Annotated in this window: 14 protein-coding genes and 1 other annotated feature; of the genes, 4 read left to right on the forward strand and 10 right to left on the reverse strand. The window is 29.2% G+C overall.

From position 1 onward, the window contains the following. Positions 1 to 9: 9 nt before the first annotated feature. From BN1865_RS08770 to BN1865_RS08810, 9 genes are all read right to left on the reverse strand, one after another. Positions 10 to 1,749, reverse strand: coding sequence for a PTS sugar transporter subunit IIA (locus BN1865_RS08770; RefSeq protein WP_050636891.1), 1,740 nt, complete (start codon positions 1,747 to 1,749; stop codon positions 10 to 12). Further along, positions 1,746 to 2,936, reverse strand: coding sequence for a MalY/PatB family protein (locus BN1865_RS08775; RefSeq protein WP_050636892.1), 1,191 nt, complete (start codon positions 2,934 to 2,936; stop codon positions 1,746 to 1,748). The genes BN1865_RS08770 and BN1865_RS08775 overlap by 4 nt, the downstream gene beginning before the upstream one ends. Positions 2,937 to 2,997: 61 nt before the next feature. Next, the gene (locus BN1865_RS08780; protein WP_050636893.1) at positions 2,998 to 4,422 is read right to left on the reverse strand and encodes a fructose-specific PTS transporter subunit EIIC; all 1,425 of its coding nucleotides are present in this window, start codon (positions 4,420 to 4,422) and stop codon (positions 2,998 to 3,000) included. An 11-nt stretch (positions 4,423 to 4,433) separates the two neighbouring features. Next, complete coding sequence (locus tag BN1865_RS08785; protein WP_050636894.1) at positions 4,434 to 4,880, reverse strand: PTS fructose transporter subunit IIA; 447 nt, start codon at positions 4,878 to 4,880, stop codon at positions 4,434 to 4,436. A gap of 206 nt (positions 4,881 to 5,086) precedes the next feature. Then, positions 5,087 to 5,440, reverse strand: coding sequence for a hypothetical protein (locus BN1865_RS08790; protein WP_050636895.1), 354 nt, complete (start codon positions 5,438 to 5,440; stop codon positions 5,087 to 5,089). 89 nt (positions 5,441 to 5,529) lie between these two features. Then, positions 5,530 to 6,480, reverse strand: a complete 951-nt coding sequence (locus tag BN1865_RS08795) for a PD-(D/E)XK nuclease family transposase (RefSeq protein WP_050636896.1) — start codon at positions 6,478 to 6,480, stop codon at positions 5,530 to 5,532. A gap of 211 nt (positions 6,481 to 6,691) precedes the next feature. Beyond that, entirely contained in the window at positions 6,692 to 8,614 is a 1,923-nt protein-coding gene (gene metG / locus BN1865_RS08800) for a methionine--tRNA ligase (RefSeq protein WP_050636897.1), read from the reverse strand. A 33-nt stretch (positions 8,615 to 8,647) separates the two neighbouring features. Beyond that, positions 8,648 to 8,842: a binding site (T-box leader), on the reverse strand. An 83-nt stretch (positions 8,843 to 8,925) separates the two neighbouring features. Further along, on the reverse strand, positions 8,926 to 9,885 hold the full coding sequence (gene pfkA, locus BN1865_RS08805) for a 6-phosphofructokinase (protein WP_050636898.1): 960 nt from the start codon (positions 9,883 to 9,885) through the stop codon (positions 8,926 to 8,928). 18 nt (positions 9,886 to 9,903) lie between these two features. Continuing rightward, complete coding sequence (locus tag BN1865_RS08810) at positions 9,904 to 10,665, reverse strand: cell division protein FtsQ/DivIB (protein WP_050636899.1); 762 nt, start codon at positions 10,663 to 10,665, stop codon at positions 9,904 to 9,906. A 164-nt stretch (positions 10,666 to 10,829) separates the two neighbouring features. Between BN1865_RS08810 and BN1865_RS08815 the strand changes: the two genes are divergently transcribed. The 4 genes from BN1865_RS08815 (at position 10,830) to BN1865_RS08830 (ending at position 14,206) form a co-directional block, all read left to right on the forward strand. After that, complete coding sequence (locus tag BN1865_RS08815) at positions 10,830 to 11,291, forward strand: hypothetical protein (RefSeq protein ID WP_050636900.1); 462 nt, start codon at positions 10,830 to 10,832, stop codon at positions 11,289 to 11,291. A 12-nt stretch (positions 11,292 to 11,303) separates the two neighbouring features. Further along, positions 11,304 to 12,473, forward strand: a complete 1,170-nt coding sequence (locus tag BN1865_RS08820; RefSeq protein WP_050636901.1) for an iron-containing alcohol dehydrogenase — start codon at positions 11,304 to 11,306, stop codon at positions 12,471 to 12,473. Further along, complete coding sequence (locus tag BN1865_RS08825; RefSeq protein ID WP_050636902.1) at positions 12,463 to 13,833, forward strand: aldehyde dehydrogenase; 1,371 nt, start codon at positions 12,463 to 12,465, stop codon at positions 13,831 to 13,833. The genes BN1865_RS08820 and BN1865_RS08825 overlap by 11 nt, the downstream gene beginning before the upstream one ends. A gap of 70 nt (positions 13,834 to 13,903) precedes the next feature. Then, on the forward strand, positions 13,904 to 14,206 hold the full coding sequence (locus tag BN1865_RS08830) for a PTS sugar transporter subunit IIB (RefSeq protein WP_050636903.1): 303 nt from the start codon (positions 13,904 to 13,906) through the stop codon (positions 14,204 to 14,206). 50 nt (positions 14,207 to 14,256) lie between these two features. Here BN1865_RS08830 and BN1865_RS08835 read toward each other — a convergent pair whose 3' ends face one another. Then, positions 14,257 to 16,464 (reverse strand): bifunctional diguanylate cyclase/phosphodiesterase, encoded by a 2,208-nt coding sequence (locus BN1865_RS08835; protein ID WP_050636904.1) that lies wholly within the window; start codon positions 16,462 to 16,464, stop codon positions 14,257 to 14,259. Between the last annotated feature and the right edge of the window lie 34 nt (positions 16,465 to 16,498).

Raw genomic sequence — 16,498 nt, forward strand, 5'->3', positions numbered from 1 at the left:
CTCGTTTTCTTATATCAATTTTATAAATTGGTCATATGTTGAAATATCTTGTAATGTTTCTCTGTTTTCATTTAGATAATTATATAGAAACTTAAATAGATAAACATTTTTTTGAACTAATGGATTTAAGACTGTTACTAAGACATGTTGGATATGACGTTCATCGACAACAATATCTTTATCTAAATGAATATAGACACAGATGCAAAAGTTTTCTTTTTTACTAATGCAATGAGGAATAATGTAATTATTGATAATGAGAGCATTACCATGATTTTCTCTATTTAATATTGCTGTTTTTTCTTCATTGTTAATTGTATTTGTTTCTTGTAATTTTAAACAAACATTATTAAGAATTTGTTCCCATGTATCATCTTCTTTAACATGATATTCATAACTGAGACTTTTTGGAAATATAGAATATTTATTTTTATGAATACTAACATTATCTAAAATTGTCTCTATAGAAATCATTTCTTCTTCATTAAGAATATGATCCATATAAATCACTTCAATATCATTTAATTTTAAATCTCCAATACTATCAATAATTAATGAAGCCCCTTGTAATATCTCTTTATCTAATGTCTTTGTTAAAAAGACTTCAATATTATTCATATAATCCATTAATAATTGTTTATTTAAATATGCGATAGCATTTTTAGAAGAATAAATAATAATTTTATGTTTCTTTTCTTTTATTTTTTCTAAACATACTGCAAAATAAAGTCCAATAAAATCAGTATTTGGTATTTCATAATGATATAATTGTTTTAAATATTGAATAAATTTAAAACTTAAATCAAAAGAAAATGGATATAATGCTTTAAAATCAGAAATATTATAGATTTCTTTCATCTTTAAATAATGTGGAAAACATAAAACCCTTTTTAAATGATCATATAATTGATATACCAATTCATCTTCTTCATCTAAATCTATCATCATTTCATTTTTCATTAATCCTAATATACGATATATATGTTGTTTAGATAAAGATAAATGAATATCAATACAATGCAAAGAAATTGTCTGTAAAATCATATCTGCCTTTTTATTAGCATGTATATTTGCTTTTTGATAATAATCTAAAAACTCTGGTTCATGTATATCCTGATTATCATAATCTCCTTGATATATTGTTGCAGCAATAAAGAGAATAGCAATTTGATGTGTACTGCAGTTAGGAAAATCTTCTTTTATTTGCTGATTATGTGATATTAATTCTTCTAAACATAGATAATTTTCATAGGAAATCTGAAATAAATTAAGATAATATTTTAGATTGTTTTCAATTAAATTACATAACAGCATACATTTTTTTATAATTGTTTCATTTAAACGATGACCTTTTCTACTGACTTCAATATTTAAATAATGAGCATAGTTGGTTTTAACAGTATTCATTTTTTCAGAAGCTGTCATTTTAGAAACATATAAACATTGAGATAAATCATCTATTGTTAAATATTCTCTTTGAACAAGTTCATAGAGAATAACTTCTTCATCATTAATATATTGATTCATTAAATCTTTATATTTTTCAACTTCAGTAATATTAATCTTATAACCACTTGTATTATTAATCAGTTCCCCTATATTTTCTGCTTCTAAATACATTTTAATTGTTGATAAATCTCTTAAAATTGTCCGTTTTGATTTTTGAACTTGAGATACAATAGAATCAATAGAAACAGGTGATGATGCATGAATTAAAAATTCAAGAATAAATTGTTGTCTTTCATTCATAACTTTTTCTCCTGCTCAATAGCATCCATCGCTTTTTTCATCCTTTTTAATCCTTCTTCTAATTTACTTCTTGGACAACCACAATTCATACGCAAAAATCCTTGTCCATTTTCACCATAAACTTGACCATCCATCACAGCAATACCACCTATATCAATAAACGCTTTTTGAATTTGATTCATTGAAAAAGGAACCTTTCTTACATCAATCCATGCAAGATATGTCGCTTCTGGCATCTGAAATGAAAAATCAGGAAGATTTTCTTTTAGAAAATGTTCTACATATTGCATATTCCCCTTAATATAATCAATTAACTGGTCTATGTAATCATCACATTTTTGATAACCCACCATGCACGCATACATTCCCATAATATTGGCTGAGTTTACAAAATCTTTTTCTTTTGTTTGAATTAAGAATTGTTCTCTGATTTGAGTATTGGGAATAATAGCATAAGAACCACCAAGACCAGGTGTATTCATTGTTTTACTTGAAGAAGAAACTAAATACATATCTTCATATTGTGTTAAATATTTAAGAATGGGCTGATGTTTTCGATTAGTAAGTATAATATCCATATGTATTTCATCTGATATAATTTTGATTTGATACTTTTTACATATATCAATAATTTTATGAAGTTCTTCTTGACTCCATACTCTTCCAGTTGGATTATGAGGTGAACATAATAATAAAATCTGACAATTTTTAGCTTTCTTTTCAAAATCTTCAAAATCAATTTGAAAAGAATGATTTTGAGATTGAAGATGACAAGATATTAATTTTCTATTATTCTTTTGTACAACATTAAAAAACGCATCATACATTGGATTAAAACAAATAACTGAATCATTTTCTTGACTAAGTAGTCTTAATAAAACAGAAACACTATAAATGACACTTGGACTATATACAATCCAATCCTTAACAATTTCACAATCAAATCTTCTTTTAAAGAATTGTTGGATTGCTGTTTTAAAATCATCATGATTCCATCTTGTATAACCAAATATCTGATGTTGTAACACTTTTTCTAGTTGTTGTGTAATTGGTACAGGTATTTTGAAATCAGTATCAGAAATAGAAAAAGGTAATAAATCACTTTTTCCAAAACGATCTTCAATATAGTCCCACTGTGTACAATATGTTCCTTTCCGATCATTGATTTCATCAAAATTTATCTTCATAAAATACCTCCTTTTTATGCACATGAATTAGAGTACTCAAAAGCACTCTAATTCATCTTTTTTATGCGTCCTTTTTTTTAAATATCTTTTTAAATAACAGAATTAATACAATATTTAATACAACACCAAATGCATAGGCTACATAGAATGCCCATCCTGGTGTCATTAATCCAAGTAGAGGATCAAATACACCAATTCCAGGAGCTAAACGTTCAATTCCTAATAGAATAGTAACAACACCTGTTATTCCTCCTGCTAATGTATTCGCAGTAATCATTGGAATTGGATCTGATAAAGCAAATGGAATAGCTGGTTCTGTTGCAACTGTTGCCCCAACAATAATAGCCGAAGCTGCTGTATCATGTAATTCTTCTGGAAATAATTTTGGTTTAATGTAGGCAAGAATCCCTGCCGCAACTGGTGGAACTTGTGCAACAACACCAACGATTGCATACCAAGTATATACTTTTTCTGCAACTAATGCAAAACAGAATGTCCATGCTATTTTATTAATTGGTCCTCCCATATCAAATGCAAGCATTGCTCCGATAACAAATGCAAGAGGAATCTGATATTGTGCAGGAACATTGTTTAAGAAATTTAAGATTGTAGACATTAATGTTCCTAAGAATGGACCTACTAAATAATAAGCAATTAAACCAAAGATAAAAATTGTTAATGCTGGAATAATTGTTAAATTCATTAATGATTTTACTGATTTTGAATATTTAAATGATTTAATCCATTTTACAAAATACCCAATTGTAACCCCAAAGAAAATAGCTCCTAAGAAACCTGCTCCAGATTCAGTTCCTAACATAGCACTATCATTAGCAAAATATGTAATAATAAATGCAGGTCCTAAAGCTGGTTTATCTCCAATACTATTGGCAATATATGCACCCATAATTGGAATCATAAACTTAAATCCTAAATATCCAATAGATTCAATAATCCATGTGAAAGTTGGTACCATACCATCTTCAAAACCATTATATGGTAATCCAAATCTCATCAAAATATTAGCAACAGCAACCAAAACTCCGCCCCCAATAACAAATGGTAACGCAGCTGAAATACCTGCCATAATATGTGACATCATACTTCCACTTTGTGATTTTTGACTACCTAACTTAATACTTGATTGTTCTGCAATAAACACTTCACTTCTTTGTTCTAATTCATCAAAAACAACATTCACTTCTTTTAAAGCATCACTAATTTTAATGTTAACAATTTTCTTACCACTAAATCTTGCTTTATCAGAATCAGTAATTCCCCTTCCTACTGCTAAAATAACATAATCAGCTTCAGCAATCTGTTGATCAGTCAATGCATTCTCAACCCCACTTGCACCTTGTGTTTCCACATGAATTTCATGTCCAAGTTCTCTTGCTTTTTTCTCAAAAGCTTCAGCTACCATGTATGTATGTGCTATCCCAGCAGGACAATTCGTCACTGCAACAATTTTTAACTTCTGACTCATTTTTTCCCCTCCTAATTTTCTAAAACACGATTCACTTCTGTTAATAATGTTTCAATATCACCATTTTTTAACATATCAACAAAATCTTCATAAATTAATTTTCTTGCTAGTTTTGATAACATTGCCAAATGAAAATCATTCTTATCATCTGGAGCAATTAAACAAATACAAGTTTTTACAGGTTGACCATCTAAGGCATTCCATTCTATTCCATTTTGACATCTCGCAATAATAATTCCTGCTTGTTTTACACATTTATGTCTAGCATGTGGAATTGCTATTCCATTACCAAACCCTGTTGTTGTTTCTTTTTCTCTTAAACATAATTGTTCAAAAAAAGTTTCTGCATTATCAACACGATTTAATTCATAAGCTTTTAAAGCAAGATTATGCAATATTTCTTTTTGTGTTGTCCCTTCTAATTCTAAAACAACATCTTCCTTATTCACTAAACTCATTTCTTTTTCCCTCCTTATCTATATCATATAAAAAAATACAAATATGAAAAAGTCAAAAATTGTCCTCTATTTATGACAATATATTGAAATATCAAGCTTTTGTCATCATTAAATGACAAAAAGTTGATAAAACAAAAAAACGCTCAGTGAGCATTTTTTCGAATTTAGAAATTGTATTGATTTATTTACTGATTATAGCCTCTTTCTTATTGACTATTTTTTGAATTATTTAAAACTTGAGTCTTGAATTCTTCATAACTGATATCTTGAAAAATAAGTTCAAATACTTTATCTAATTGTTCCATTGTACATGTGTTTAACCACTCTAATGAAGAATCCGGATATTTTCCTTTGATGATTTTTAGACAGTCTTTTCGTTTTTCTTCAGCAATTCCAATTTTCTTTCCTTCTTCAATAGCTTTTTTCTTGGCTTGAAACCTTTTCGATTCAATCACTTCTCGATCCCTTTTAAGATTACAATAAGCTAAATAATTATCTGCATTTAAATACTTATCCATAAATTCTAAAATTTCTTTACCTGATTTTTCTTCATCCATCATTTCAATTGCTCCTCTATTTTATATAAGTCAGTTTGATAAGCCTAGGGTTTCCTAAGCTTACCAATATGAATCATACTTGTGATGATATTTTACTGACCTAAGACTTCCTTCTTAAATTCTTCATAACTGATATCCAGATAAATAAGTTCAAAAACTTTATCCAACTGTTCCATTGTACATGTCTTTAACCACTCTAATGAACAGTTCGGATATTTTCCTTTGATGATTTTTAGACAGTTTTCTCGTTTTTCTTCGGCTTTTCCTTCAGCAAATCCAATCTCCTTTCCTTTGGCAATTCCAATCTCTTTTCCTTTGGCAATCCCACTTTTCTCAGATTGCATCATTCTTGATTTAATAATAAGCCTATCTCTTTCAATATTACAATAAGTGAGAAATTCATCTGAGTTCTGATAACTTTCATATAACCCAACCACTTCTTTCCCTAATTTCGTTTTAGGTTTTTTCTTATGATTCTCCTCATCTGCAAACATCCAAAATACCTCTCTGATACCTTCACTTTTTAATTCCATATTATCTGCCTCCATTCTTTGTGTCTGTAAGATATGAAACTCCAATAATCCTTTTTCCATCATTATCTGATACTGGTCATCGTATAATCGTGCGATATGATAGTCATGATCATAATTTTTAACAGGTGAACCTGTATAAATAATCAGTTGTATCACTTTTTCAAGTTCTCCGTAGTTTTTGCCATCCTGTAGCTGTCGTTCTACCAGTCTCATTGCATAAAGCTGAAATCTTCCCAGTTCATCCTCACCAATATATCCATTCTGCATTTCAAAATTATAGTATCTGCCAAAATCATCCTTAACCACAACATCCAGAACCATCTTAGAACTTTCTTTGTTCAAACCATATGTATCACAATAGACAACTTCAACTATACTCATATCATCATAGCCAGAAACACAACTGCAAAGTTCCCTTCGAAAGTTTTCGCTATGATGCATCAGGTAATGAAAAAAATAATCCGAACAGAATAATGAAACTCCTTTTTTTCCTTGTTTGTTTTGACTCATTTTATTTGTATATCCTTTCTTGAAAGTAGCCCCTACTTATATATACAAATAAAATCTTCATTTTTCTTTTTTTATGAGAAACTTTTTTAATTTTCTACATATATTATATATTTTCACACAAAAATATGCAATAAGCAATTTTATATTTTGTTTAATCTGTATAATTTATTGTAGAAAAAAGGAGAAACAAATATATTTCTCCTATAACATCTTATCTAATTTTTGTACCATTTGGTAATGATTCAACAGTCGCAAGTTCTAATACTTTTTTCTTAGAACCAGCAAGAATCATACCTTGTGATTCTACTCCTCTTAACTTCGCTGGTTTAAGATTAGCAACAACAATAACTTTCTTTCCTATCATTTCCTCAGGTGTATAAAAATCTGCAATTCCTGAAACAATTTGTCTTGTTTCTTTTCCTATATTGATTTGAGAAACTAATAATTTATCAGCATCAGGATGTTTTTCACATTTTTCTACTGTTCCAACAATTAATTCTATTTTTGCAAAATCATCTATAGTTATTTGATTTTCATCTTCTTTTGGTTCTGCTTTTTTTGGTTGTAATGCTTCTACTTTCTTTTCTACTTCTTTTGGATCTAATCTAGCAAACAATTGTTGTGGTTTATCTGTTACTTTTGTATCTTCTTTATATAAACCAAAAGTTGTGAGATCTTTCATTTCTCTTTGATCAGTATGAATTTGATCTAAGATTTTTGTAGAAGTTGAAGGCATATATGGTTCTAATGCAATTGCAGCAAAACGAATAGCTTCTATTAAATTATAGAGAACTGTTGCTAAACGATCTTTTTTATCTTCTTCCTTAGCAAGTGCCCAAGGCATTGTATCATCTATATATTTATTTGTTCTTCTTAATAAGACAAAGATTTCATCTAATGCTTTAGAAGCTTTATATTCATCCATTAATGTTTGTACTTTTTGTGGCATAGCTAAAGCAATTTCTTTTAATTCATCATCTACTGGTTCATTTACTTTTGGATTTGTGACAATTCCATCAAAATATTTATTTGTCATAGCAATTGTTCTATTCACTAAGTTTCCTAAAATATTTGCTAAATCTGAATTAATACGTTCTACTAATAAATCCCAAGTAATACTTCCATCATTATCATAAGGAATTTCATGTAAAACATAATATCTAACAGCATCTACTCCAAAGATATTAACTAAATCATCAGCATAAATAACATTTCCTTTTGATTTAGACATTTTACTTTCACCTTGTAATAACCAAGGATGTCCAAAGACTTGTTTAGGTAAAGGAATATCTAATGCCATTAACATAATTGGCCAATAAATTGTATGGAATCTCACAATATCCTTACCAATCAAATGTAAATCTGCTGGCCAATATCTCTTATATAATTCTCCATGATTTCCATCAACATCATAACCAAGACCAGTAATATAATTTGTTAAAGCATCAATCCATACATAAACAACATGCTTAGGATCAAAATCAACTGGAATAGACCAAGTAAATGAAGTACGTGATACACATAAATCTTGTAATCCTGGTTTTAAGAAGTTATTCATCATTTCATTTTTTCTTGAAACTGGCTGAATGAATTCAGGATGATCTTCAATATGTTGAATCAAACGATCTGCATATTTAGATAATTTAAAGAAATAGGCTTCTTCTTTGGCATCATGAACTTCTCCACCACAATCAGGACATTTTCCATCAACTAATTGAGATTCTGTAAAAAATGATTCACAAGCAGTACAATACTTTCCTTCATAATGTCCTAAATAAATATCACCTTGATCATATAATTTCTTAAATATCTTTTGAACTTGTTGAATATGATATTCATCTGTTGTTCTCATAAAACGATCATAAGTTGTATCCATTAAATCCCATATTTCTTTAACAACTGCTGCTTTTTCATCAACAAATTGTTGAGGTGGAACACCTGCTTCATTCGCTTTAATTTCAATTTTTTGTCCATGTTCATCTGTTCCTGTTTGAAAATAAACATTGTATCCTTCTTGTCTTTTACTTCTTGCGATTGCATCTGCTAAAATAATTTCATATGTATTTCCAATATGAGGCTTACCAGAAGTATAAGTAATTGCTGTTGTTAAGTAATAATCTTTTTCGTTTTTCATATGTTCTCCTTTCAAAATAAAAAACGTCCTTATATAAAGGACGAAATCATCGCGGTACCACCTTTTTTACACTCTTGTGTCACTCATGACTTTAACGCAGTTAACGTTTATCCCTAACTATTTGAGATAACAGCTCCCAGACCATCTTCATAAAAGTTATGTCCTGATTTGCACCAACCATCAGTTCTCTATAACGCCCTTTTAATCTCTTCTGTTCTTCGCCTTTATTACCTTTTAACCTTAACAAATATCACTTTTAAAGTCAATAATATCTCATCCTTTTTTCAATAAATTCACTTTTTGATTATCATTTAAACTAATTCATTAAACAATTGATACATCTTCTCCTGAATCTTATTCACATCATTTAATGCTTCATCAATCTTTCTAGCAATAATATGATTATCTTTCTTACAAACACAATAACCACTTTGATGTTCAATTAATAACTCTACAGCATATTGTCCCATTTGAGAAGCCAAAATACGATCCTGTGGAACAGGACTTCCACCTCTTTGAATATGTCCTAAAACAATCGAACGTCCTGAAAAATGTGTTTCCTTAGAAATTCTTTCAGCCAGCTTCTCGACATCTATCATATTTTCACTAGCAATAATAATCGCATGTTTTTTGCCTTGTTCTTTCTCATAAAAATCCATCATTTTCACAATATAATCTTCATCATATCCCGTATTTTTTGTAATAATAAATTCACTGCCACAAGCAATACCAGAATAAAGTGCTAAACTATCACGATTGTTCCCCATCACTTCAATTACAAAACAACGATGATGTGAACTTGATGTATCTCTTAATTTATTAACCGCATCAACAATATTATACAAAGCTGTATGAAAACCGATTGTTTCATCAGTTCCATTAATATCATTATCAATCGTTCCAGGAACCCCAATACAACAAATTCCTTTCTGACTTAATTCTAATGCTCCTCTATAAGAACCATCACCACCAATGACAATCAATCCTTCAATACCTCTTTTTTGTAATTGATGAACAGCTTGTAATTGAACAGTTTCTTCAACAAATTCTGGCAAACGTGAAGAACCAAGAATCGTTCCTCCACGACTTAATACTTCTGATACATCACTATTTTTAAGACGTTTGATTTGACCTTGAACAAGTCCTGCATAACCATCTTGTACACCATAAACTTCAATCTGTTTTTTACTTGCAACTCTTGTAATGGCTCTAATGGCAGCATTCATCCCAGGAGCATCCCCACCAGATGTTAAAATCGCTATTTTATTCATGAGATCATTCCTTCTTTCTTATTCACACGGTTCCATATAGACATAATTTCCTTCAATACTAAATGTACATTTATCTTGTGATGCTGCTTTAAAAGCTTCATAGTTAAATTGACTATCATCTAAACGTGTCGCTAAATCTTCTATTCTTACATAAATCTTCTTTTCTTCTTTCATTAAACATTTTAATCTTGTAGGATCCGCATTTTGTGGTTCTAATATAATATCACTGATTTCATTTTGTATCAGGCTTGGAACCTTATAAAATCCCTCAGCAAATTGTTTTAATAAATCAATGGAATGAAAATTTTGTACAAAAGGTAATCCTCTTAATGTTTCTACTTCTTTTTGTTTAACAGTTACTACTTTCCCTATATCATTAATTTCATAATAAGTTTGATTTATTTGTGCATAAGCAATAGGTATCGCTTCTTCTATATTAATCTTTAAATCACCTTTCCAATTCATTTGTACTGTTGCATTTTGAATATGATCTAAGGCCTTAAGTTCTTCTACAATCCTTGCCTTATTAACTAAAAAATAAACAGAAGATTGATTGACTGAAACATGTTCAAGGATTTGTTCATCAGTCATTTTCTCACTTCCAACAATTTGGATAGATTGAATACGAGAATAGGAACTACATAAGAAACCAATAATCATTAACAAAACAATCACAAAACCAATAATTTTAACCTTTTTCTTTAATTTTCTTTTCTTTCTTTGTTTATATGTACGAAAAACTGGATTTTCATCATATTCATTATAAACATATTTCCCCATAACATCACCTTTGATTTATTCATTTTATCATAAATGATTATCGAAAACTATCAAATTCCCTTATTTATTAAACAGGAGAGTTCATTCGTTTGGCTTGTTTTTTCTAATATTTAGGTGTATATTGTAAAAAAGTACTTAAAATATTAAAAGTAATTGGAGGGCCTATGAAAAACTTTATTATTTGGCTTGTTATGCAATTTTTGTATCGTGGAATGAAAGTTCTATATCATGATGATTATCGTATAAAAAATGAACTAGATGGGTGGCATAAGGATAAATCTATTCAGCTAAAGGTTCTCAATGGACCAACACTGACGATTCAATATACTTATCAAAAAGGATTAAGTAAAACAAATCAAGGATATGCTGATATTGTGATTTGTTTTAAAAGTATTCAATCAGCGTTTCTTGTTTTTACAGGAATGATGAGTGTTAAACAAGCCTATTTAGAACATCGCTTTTCTCTTAGAGGTGATGTTAATGAAAGTATGCGATTTGTTAGATGTGTTGATCTTGTAGAAATCTATTTATTTCCACGTTTTATGACAAAACGCATCTTAAATCATCAGGAAAAGAAATATAAATCAACTTTATCTATTTATTTAAAAGCAATCTTTACACTTTAGGAGGATATATCTATGTATTTTGAATTTATGAATAAAACAAAAATTTATGCTGGTAAAAATGCTTTAAGTCAACTTAATTATGAATGTCAACAATATCATATGAAACATCCTCTTATTATTACTGATGATGTTTTGTATCAATTAAATTATGTTCGTATATTACAAAAACATTTATCCATTCCTTATAGTCTATTTACTCATGTCCCTGTAGACTCTTCTACTGAAGTTGTCGAAGAAATCAAAACCTTTTATATTCAGGAAAAATGTGATGGTATTATTGCTCTTGGTGGTGGTAGTGTTTTAGACACAGCAAAAGGTGTTTATTTAATGATATCTCAACAATGTGATCGTATTCAAGATATCATGGGGTTTGAAGATTTAAAAGTTGGTTTACAAGTGCCATTTTTTGCGATTCCAACAACAAGTGGAACAGGTAGTGAAGCCACTTGTGTGGCAGTTGTCAACGATCCTCACAAACATGTCAAATTAGAAATTATTTCTCAACATATTCAAAGTGATGTCGCCTTTTTAGATCCTGTCTTTACCATCCATTTACCATTAAAAACCACTGCTTCAACATCTATAGATGCCTTAGTTCATGCGATTGAAGCCTATTCTTGTGCTGGTAAAAACCCAATTAGTGATATTTATGCTATAAGTGCTATTTCTCTTATTTCTACTCACTTGCCTAAAATAATTCAAGATCCTAAAGATGAAGATTTACGTTCTCAGCTTGCCTTAGCTTCTTATTTAGCAGGTGTTGCTTTCTCTAATTCTATGGTAGGGATTGTTCATGCGATTGGTCATGCATTAGGGGCTGTCTGTCATATCCCTCATGGTGAAGCAATGAGCATGTTATTGATTCCTTGCATGCGATTTAATCTTTCTGTAAATCATGAGTTATATGGTGATTTATTACTTTATTTAGGTCAGAAAGAAGTCTATGCAAAAACACCAAATGAAAAACGTGGTGAACAAACGATTGTCATGATTGAGGAATTATTAAAACAATTGCATGTTTCTGTTGGATTACCGATTTCGTTAAAGTCTATTGAGACACTTCATGAACATATTGAAGAAATTGCTGAAAAAGCATTGAATGATGGTGCTTTATTAGTGAATAATCGTTATACTTATAAAGAAGATATTATTTCTATTTTGGAGGGACAATATGGATATTAAAACACTTGTTGAAACACAAAGAAAATATTTTTTAACATTAGAGACGAAAAATATTCAAAATCGTATAAAGACAATTCAAGCTATCAAACAATGGATGATAAAACATCAAGATGAAATTATGGAAGCTTTAAAAAAGGATTTAAATAAACATGAAACAGAATCATATATGGCTGAAATTGGTTTAGTTCTAAGTGAAATGAATTATCAGTTAAAACATATAAAGAAATGGTCAAAAAACAAATCTGTCTGGACTCCACTCGCACAATTTTATGGTGATAGTTATGAAACATATGAACCTTACGGCGTTACACTTGTGATGAGTCCATGGAATTATCCTTTCATGTTATCAATTGAACCTGCTATTGGTGCTATTGCTGCTGGAAATACAGTTATTATCAAACCGAGTGCTTATGCTCCGCATGTGTCATCTGTTATTAAAAAAATGATTGATGAAAGTTGTGATCAAAAGTATGTTGCTGTGGTAGAAGGTGGCCGCACTGAAAATACGCAACTGCTAGAACAACGTTTTGATTATATTTTCTTTACAGGTAGTGTTAATGTAGGTAAATTGGTTATGGAAAAAGCGAGTCGTCATTTAACTCCTATCACTTTAGAATTAGGTGGTAAAAGTCCATGTATTGTTGATGACCAACATAGTTTAAAATTAGCTGCAAAGCGTATTGCTTTTGGAAAGTTCTTAAATGCTGGACAAACATGTGTAGCACCTGATTATCTTTTCATTAGAGCAGAATTAAAAGATCAGTTTCTTGTTTATATGAAAGAAGTTATTCAAGAATTTTTTGGTGATCATCCTATTGAGCATTTACAATTAGTCAAAATCATTAATCAAAAACATTTTCAAAGACTTTGTCATTTATTAGAAAATCAAGAAATTGTTATTGGGGGAAATTATGATGAAACAACATTAAAGATTGCTCCTACTGTTGTTGACCATGTTGATGGAGATAATGCTTTAATGCAAGAAGAAATTTTTGGACCTATTTTACCTATTATGACTTATCATGATTTAAATGAAGTTATTCAATTTATTAATCAAAGAGAAAAGCCTCTTGCTTTCTATATCTTTTCTCATTCAAAAGCTATTCAACAAAAACTGTTAAAGAGCTGTAGTTTTGGTGGTGGATGTATCAATGATACGATTATTCATCTGGCTACAAGTGAACTTGGATTTGGTGGAGTTGGTCATAGCGGTATGGGATCATATCATGGTAAAAAGAGTTTTGAAACTTTTTCTCATACAAGAAGTATTGTTAAAAAAGCAACTTGGATAGATTTACCTTTTAGATATTATCCTTATAATTCTTTTAAAGAAAAAATGATTCGTTTCTTTGAAAAATGATTTCATATTTTGAAAAAGACTGTTTATTTCTATCTTTAAGATATAAAATAACCAACGGGAGGATTTATATATGATTAAAATTATGTTATGTTGTGCATCTGGTATGTCAACAAGTTTATTAGTTGAAAAAATGAAAAAGGCTGCTGCTGAACAAAATATTGAAACAGAAATTTGGGCAGTTGGTGCTAATGAAGTCAAAGCGAATGCAGGAAAGGCTGATATTATTTTATTAGGCCCTCAAGTGCGTTATGCTCAAAAAACAATTGAAGCAGAAGCTGGCGGTGTTCCAGTTGCTAATATTGAAATGCGTGATTATGGAACAATGAACGGAACTGCTGTATTAAAACAAGTTTTAGATATCGTTCAAAAATAGAACTGGAAGACAATATCTCTTCCAGTTTTTTTATTTTCATCATAATTAATCTATAGATAATCCAAAACCCATATTAAAAACTCATCAACAGGTAACGGTTTAGAAAAAATATATCCCTGTACACTATAACAATGAATAGATTCTAAAAATGCTAATTGTTCTTTTGTTTCAATCCCTTCAGCAACAAGTGAAATATTTAATTGATTTGCCAATTGTACAAAACTAGCAATAATATCTTTACTTTTTTGACTCCTTATATCATCAAAGAACTTCTTATCCATTTTGATACCATCTACATCAAAATCCTTTAATAATCCTAATGCTGAAAAACCAGTTCCAAAATCATCTAATGAACAAAGAAAACCATATTGATGAATCTGATCAATAATTTTCTTTGTTTTTTCAATTTGTTGATTATCAAAAAACATAGATTCAGTTAATTCTAATTCAATCAAGTCATCAGGAATACAATAATGCTCTTTCACCTTATAAAAGTCATTTAAAAAATGACTATCATTAAAATGTCGCCTAGATACATTAACAGATATAGGAAACGCTTCATAATGCTGATTCAACCATTCTCTTATAAAAAGACAAGTTTTTTCAAAAATGTATAAATCTAACTTTATAATATTATCATTTCTTTCAAAAACAGGAATAAATTCTGATGGATAAATATATCCCAATTGTGGATGTATCCAACGAATAAGCGCCTCTGCTCCACAAATTTTATGATTAGCTAAATCAACTTTAGGCTGTAAATACATATGAAAATATTGATTTTCGATAGAATCTTCAAACATATAATTGAGTTCTTGTTCTTTTTTCATCGTTTCCATAATTTCTTTATCATAATAATGACATTGTGATTGTTCACCATGAATACGACAAGCCAATCGTGCACAGTCTTGTATCATATTAATCTCATCATGATTATTTTCAATGAAACATGCCCCCTGGACAATTCTTAAATGGGCAGCATTTTGTTGATCAAGAGAATGAATCTCATCAATCATATTATCAAGTCTTTTTTGGATCTCTTGTTTTTGTGATTCATGTAAGCATAAAAAGAAATGATCATTTTCACTTCGTGCGACTATCTCATTTGAATGTATATGACATTCAAGAACATGATAAATACTTTTTAAAATACGATTTCCCACTTCAAAACCATCATTTTTATTAATTAATTTAAATTGTTTAATATCAATAAAAACGATGACATAACTGTGTGGTGATACATCTTTTATCAATCGTTTACATGCAATTTGAAATCCTATATTATTAAGTCCTTTTGTTAATGGATCACGATATGCAATATCTTCAAGATAGCTTTTTTGTTTACGATAAAATGAAATGAGTAATGCAAATAAAATAATAAAAGCCAAAATAATACAAGCAACTAATATAAAATTATAAAAAATAAATTGATAAGCTTCACTAGAAATCAGTTCTGCTGGTACTAATGTTAATAAACTCCAATCGTTTAAACCAAGATATTGATAAGAGAGAATCAATGATTTATCATCAGAAGATGTAAAACTAAAAACATCTGATGCTCCTTGACTGATATCCTTTCTCATTTTATTAATATTATTCATTGTATTTTTGTCACTATCTTCTTTAAAAATACTATCTAATTGCATAAATGGTTTTAAATCAGTAGGAGAAATAATCACTTGTCCATTTTTATCAACAATACATGATAATCCATTTCCTTGAAAACTTTTTGGTTGAATAAGATCCTGAATATTTCTCTTATCACAAATACCAATAAGTACTTTTGTTATTTCTTTATTATCCTTTAAAGGTATTGAAAAGAGAAGACTTTGATCTGCAAGTTGAATAATCTTATTTTTACCTTGAAATACATCTTGAATAAGAGTTAAATCAGTCTTTTTATTTTGATTTGGAAAGGTATTCCCTTGCTGATCAATCATATAAAGATTTGTCATATTTAAAGTTTTCATTTTCTTATCAAGAATATTCTCAATATCTTGATAATCAGATGAATTATCAATTGAATCAACAAATAATTCTAATGAAGTTTCTACAGAATGAATTCGTGTTGAAATATCATTGGCTAATTGAACTGAAACATCCGTTACATAAGTATGAGTCACTAACTCTAATGTTGAACTCAAATAACAAGTATTTATAATTAATAAAATAATGATAATCAATAAAATGATATAAATATAGATAAATCCACCTTTATACTGAATTGAAGGTATTATCAATTGATTATATTTTTTCACTATATGTTCCTCCAATGATAAAATAATTTCAATA

Origin of the sequence: Candidatus Stoquefichus sp. SB1 (assembly GCF_001244545.1) — a bacterium.
GTDB lineage: Bacteria > Bacillota_I > Bacilli_A > Erysipelotrichales > Coprobacillaceae > Stoquefichus.

Excerpts from the sequence above, each read along its gene's own strand:
- BN1865_RS08770 (WP_050636891.1), bottom strand. The coding sequence starts at position 1,749 with ATGAATGAAAGACAACAATTTATTCTTGAATTTTTAATTCATGCATCA.
- BN1865_RS08775 (WP_050636892.1), bottom strand. The coding sequence starts at position 2,936 with ATGAAGATAAATTTTGATGAAATCAATGATCGGAAAGGAACATATTGT.
- BN1865_RS08780 (WP_050636893.1), bottom strand. The coding sequence starts at position 4,422 with ATGAGTCAGAAGTTAAAAATTGTTGCAGTGACGAATTGTCCTGCTGGG.
- BN1865_RS08785 (WP_050636894.1), bottom strand. The coding sequence starts at position 4,880 with ATGAGTTTAGTGAATAAGGAAGATGTTGTTTTAGAATTAGAAGGGACA.
- BN1865_RS08790 (WP_050636895.1), bottom strand. The coding sequence starts at position 5,440 with ATGATGGATGAAGAAAAATCAGGTAAAGAAATTTTAGAATTTATGGAT.
- BN1865_RS08795 (WP_050636896.1), bottom strand. The coding sequence starts at position 6,480 with ATGAGTCAAAACAAACAAGGAAAAAAAGGAGTTTCATTATTCTGTTCG.
- metG (WP_050636897.1), bottom strand. The coding sequence starts at position 8,614 with ATGAAAAACGAAAAAGATTATTACTTAACAACAGCAATTACTTATACT.
- pfkA (WP_050636898.1), bottom strand. The coding sequence starts at position 9,885 with ATGAATAAAATAGCGATTTTAACATCTGGTGGGGATGCTCCTGGGATG.
- BN1865_RS08810 (WP_050636899.1), bottom strand. The coding sequence starts at position 10,665 with ATGGGGAAATATGTTTATAATGAATATGATGAAAATCCAGTTTTTCGT.
- BN1865_RS08815 (WP_050636900.1), top strand. The coding sequence starts at position 10,830 with ATGAAAAACTTTATTATTTGGCTTGTTATGCAATTTTTGTATCGTGGA.
- BN1865_RS08820 (WP_050636901.1), top strand. The coding sequence starts at position 11,304 with ATGTATTTTGAATTTATGAATAAAACAAAAATTTATGCTGGTAAAAAT.
- BN1865_RS08825 (WP_050636902.1), top strand. The coding sequence starts at position 12,463 with ATGGATATTAAAACACTTGTTGAAACACAAAGAAAATATTTTTTAACA.
- BN1865_RS08830 (WP_050636903.1), top strand. The coding sequence starts at position 13,904 with ATGATTAAAATTATGTTATGTTGTGCATCTGGTATGTCAACAAGTTTA.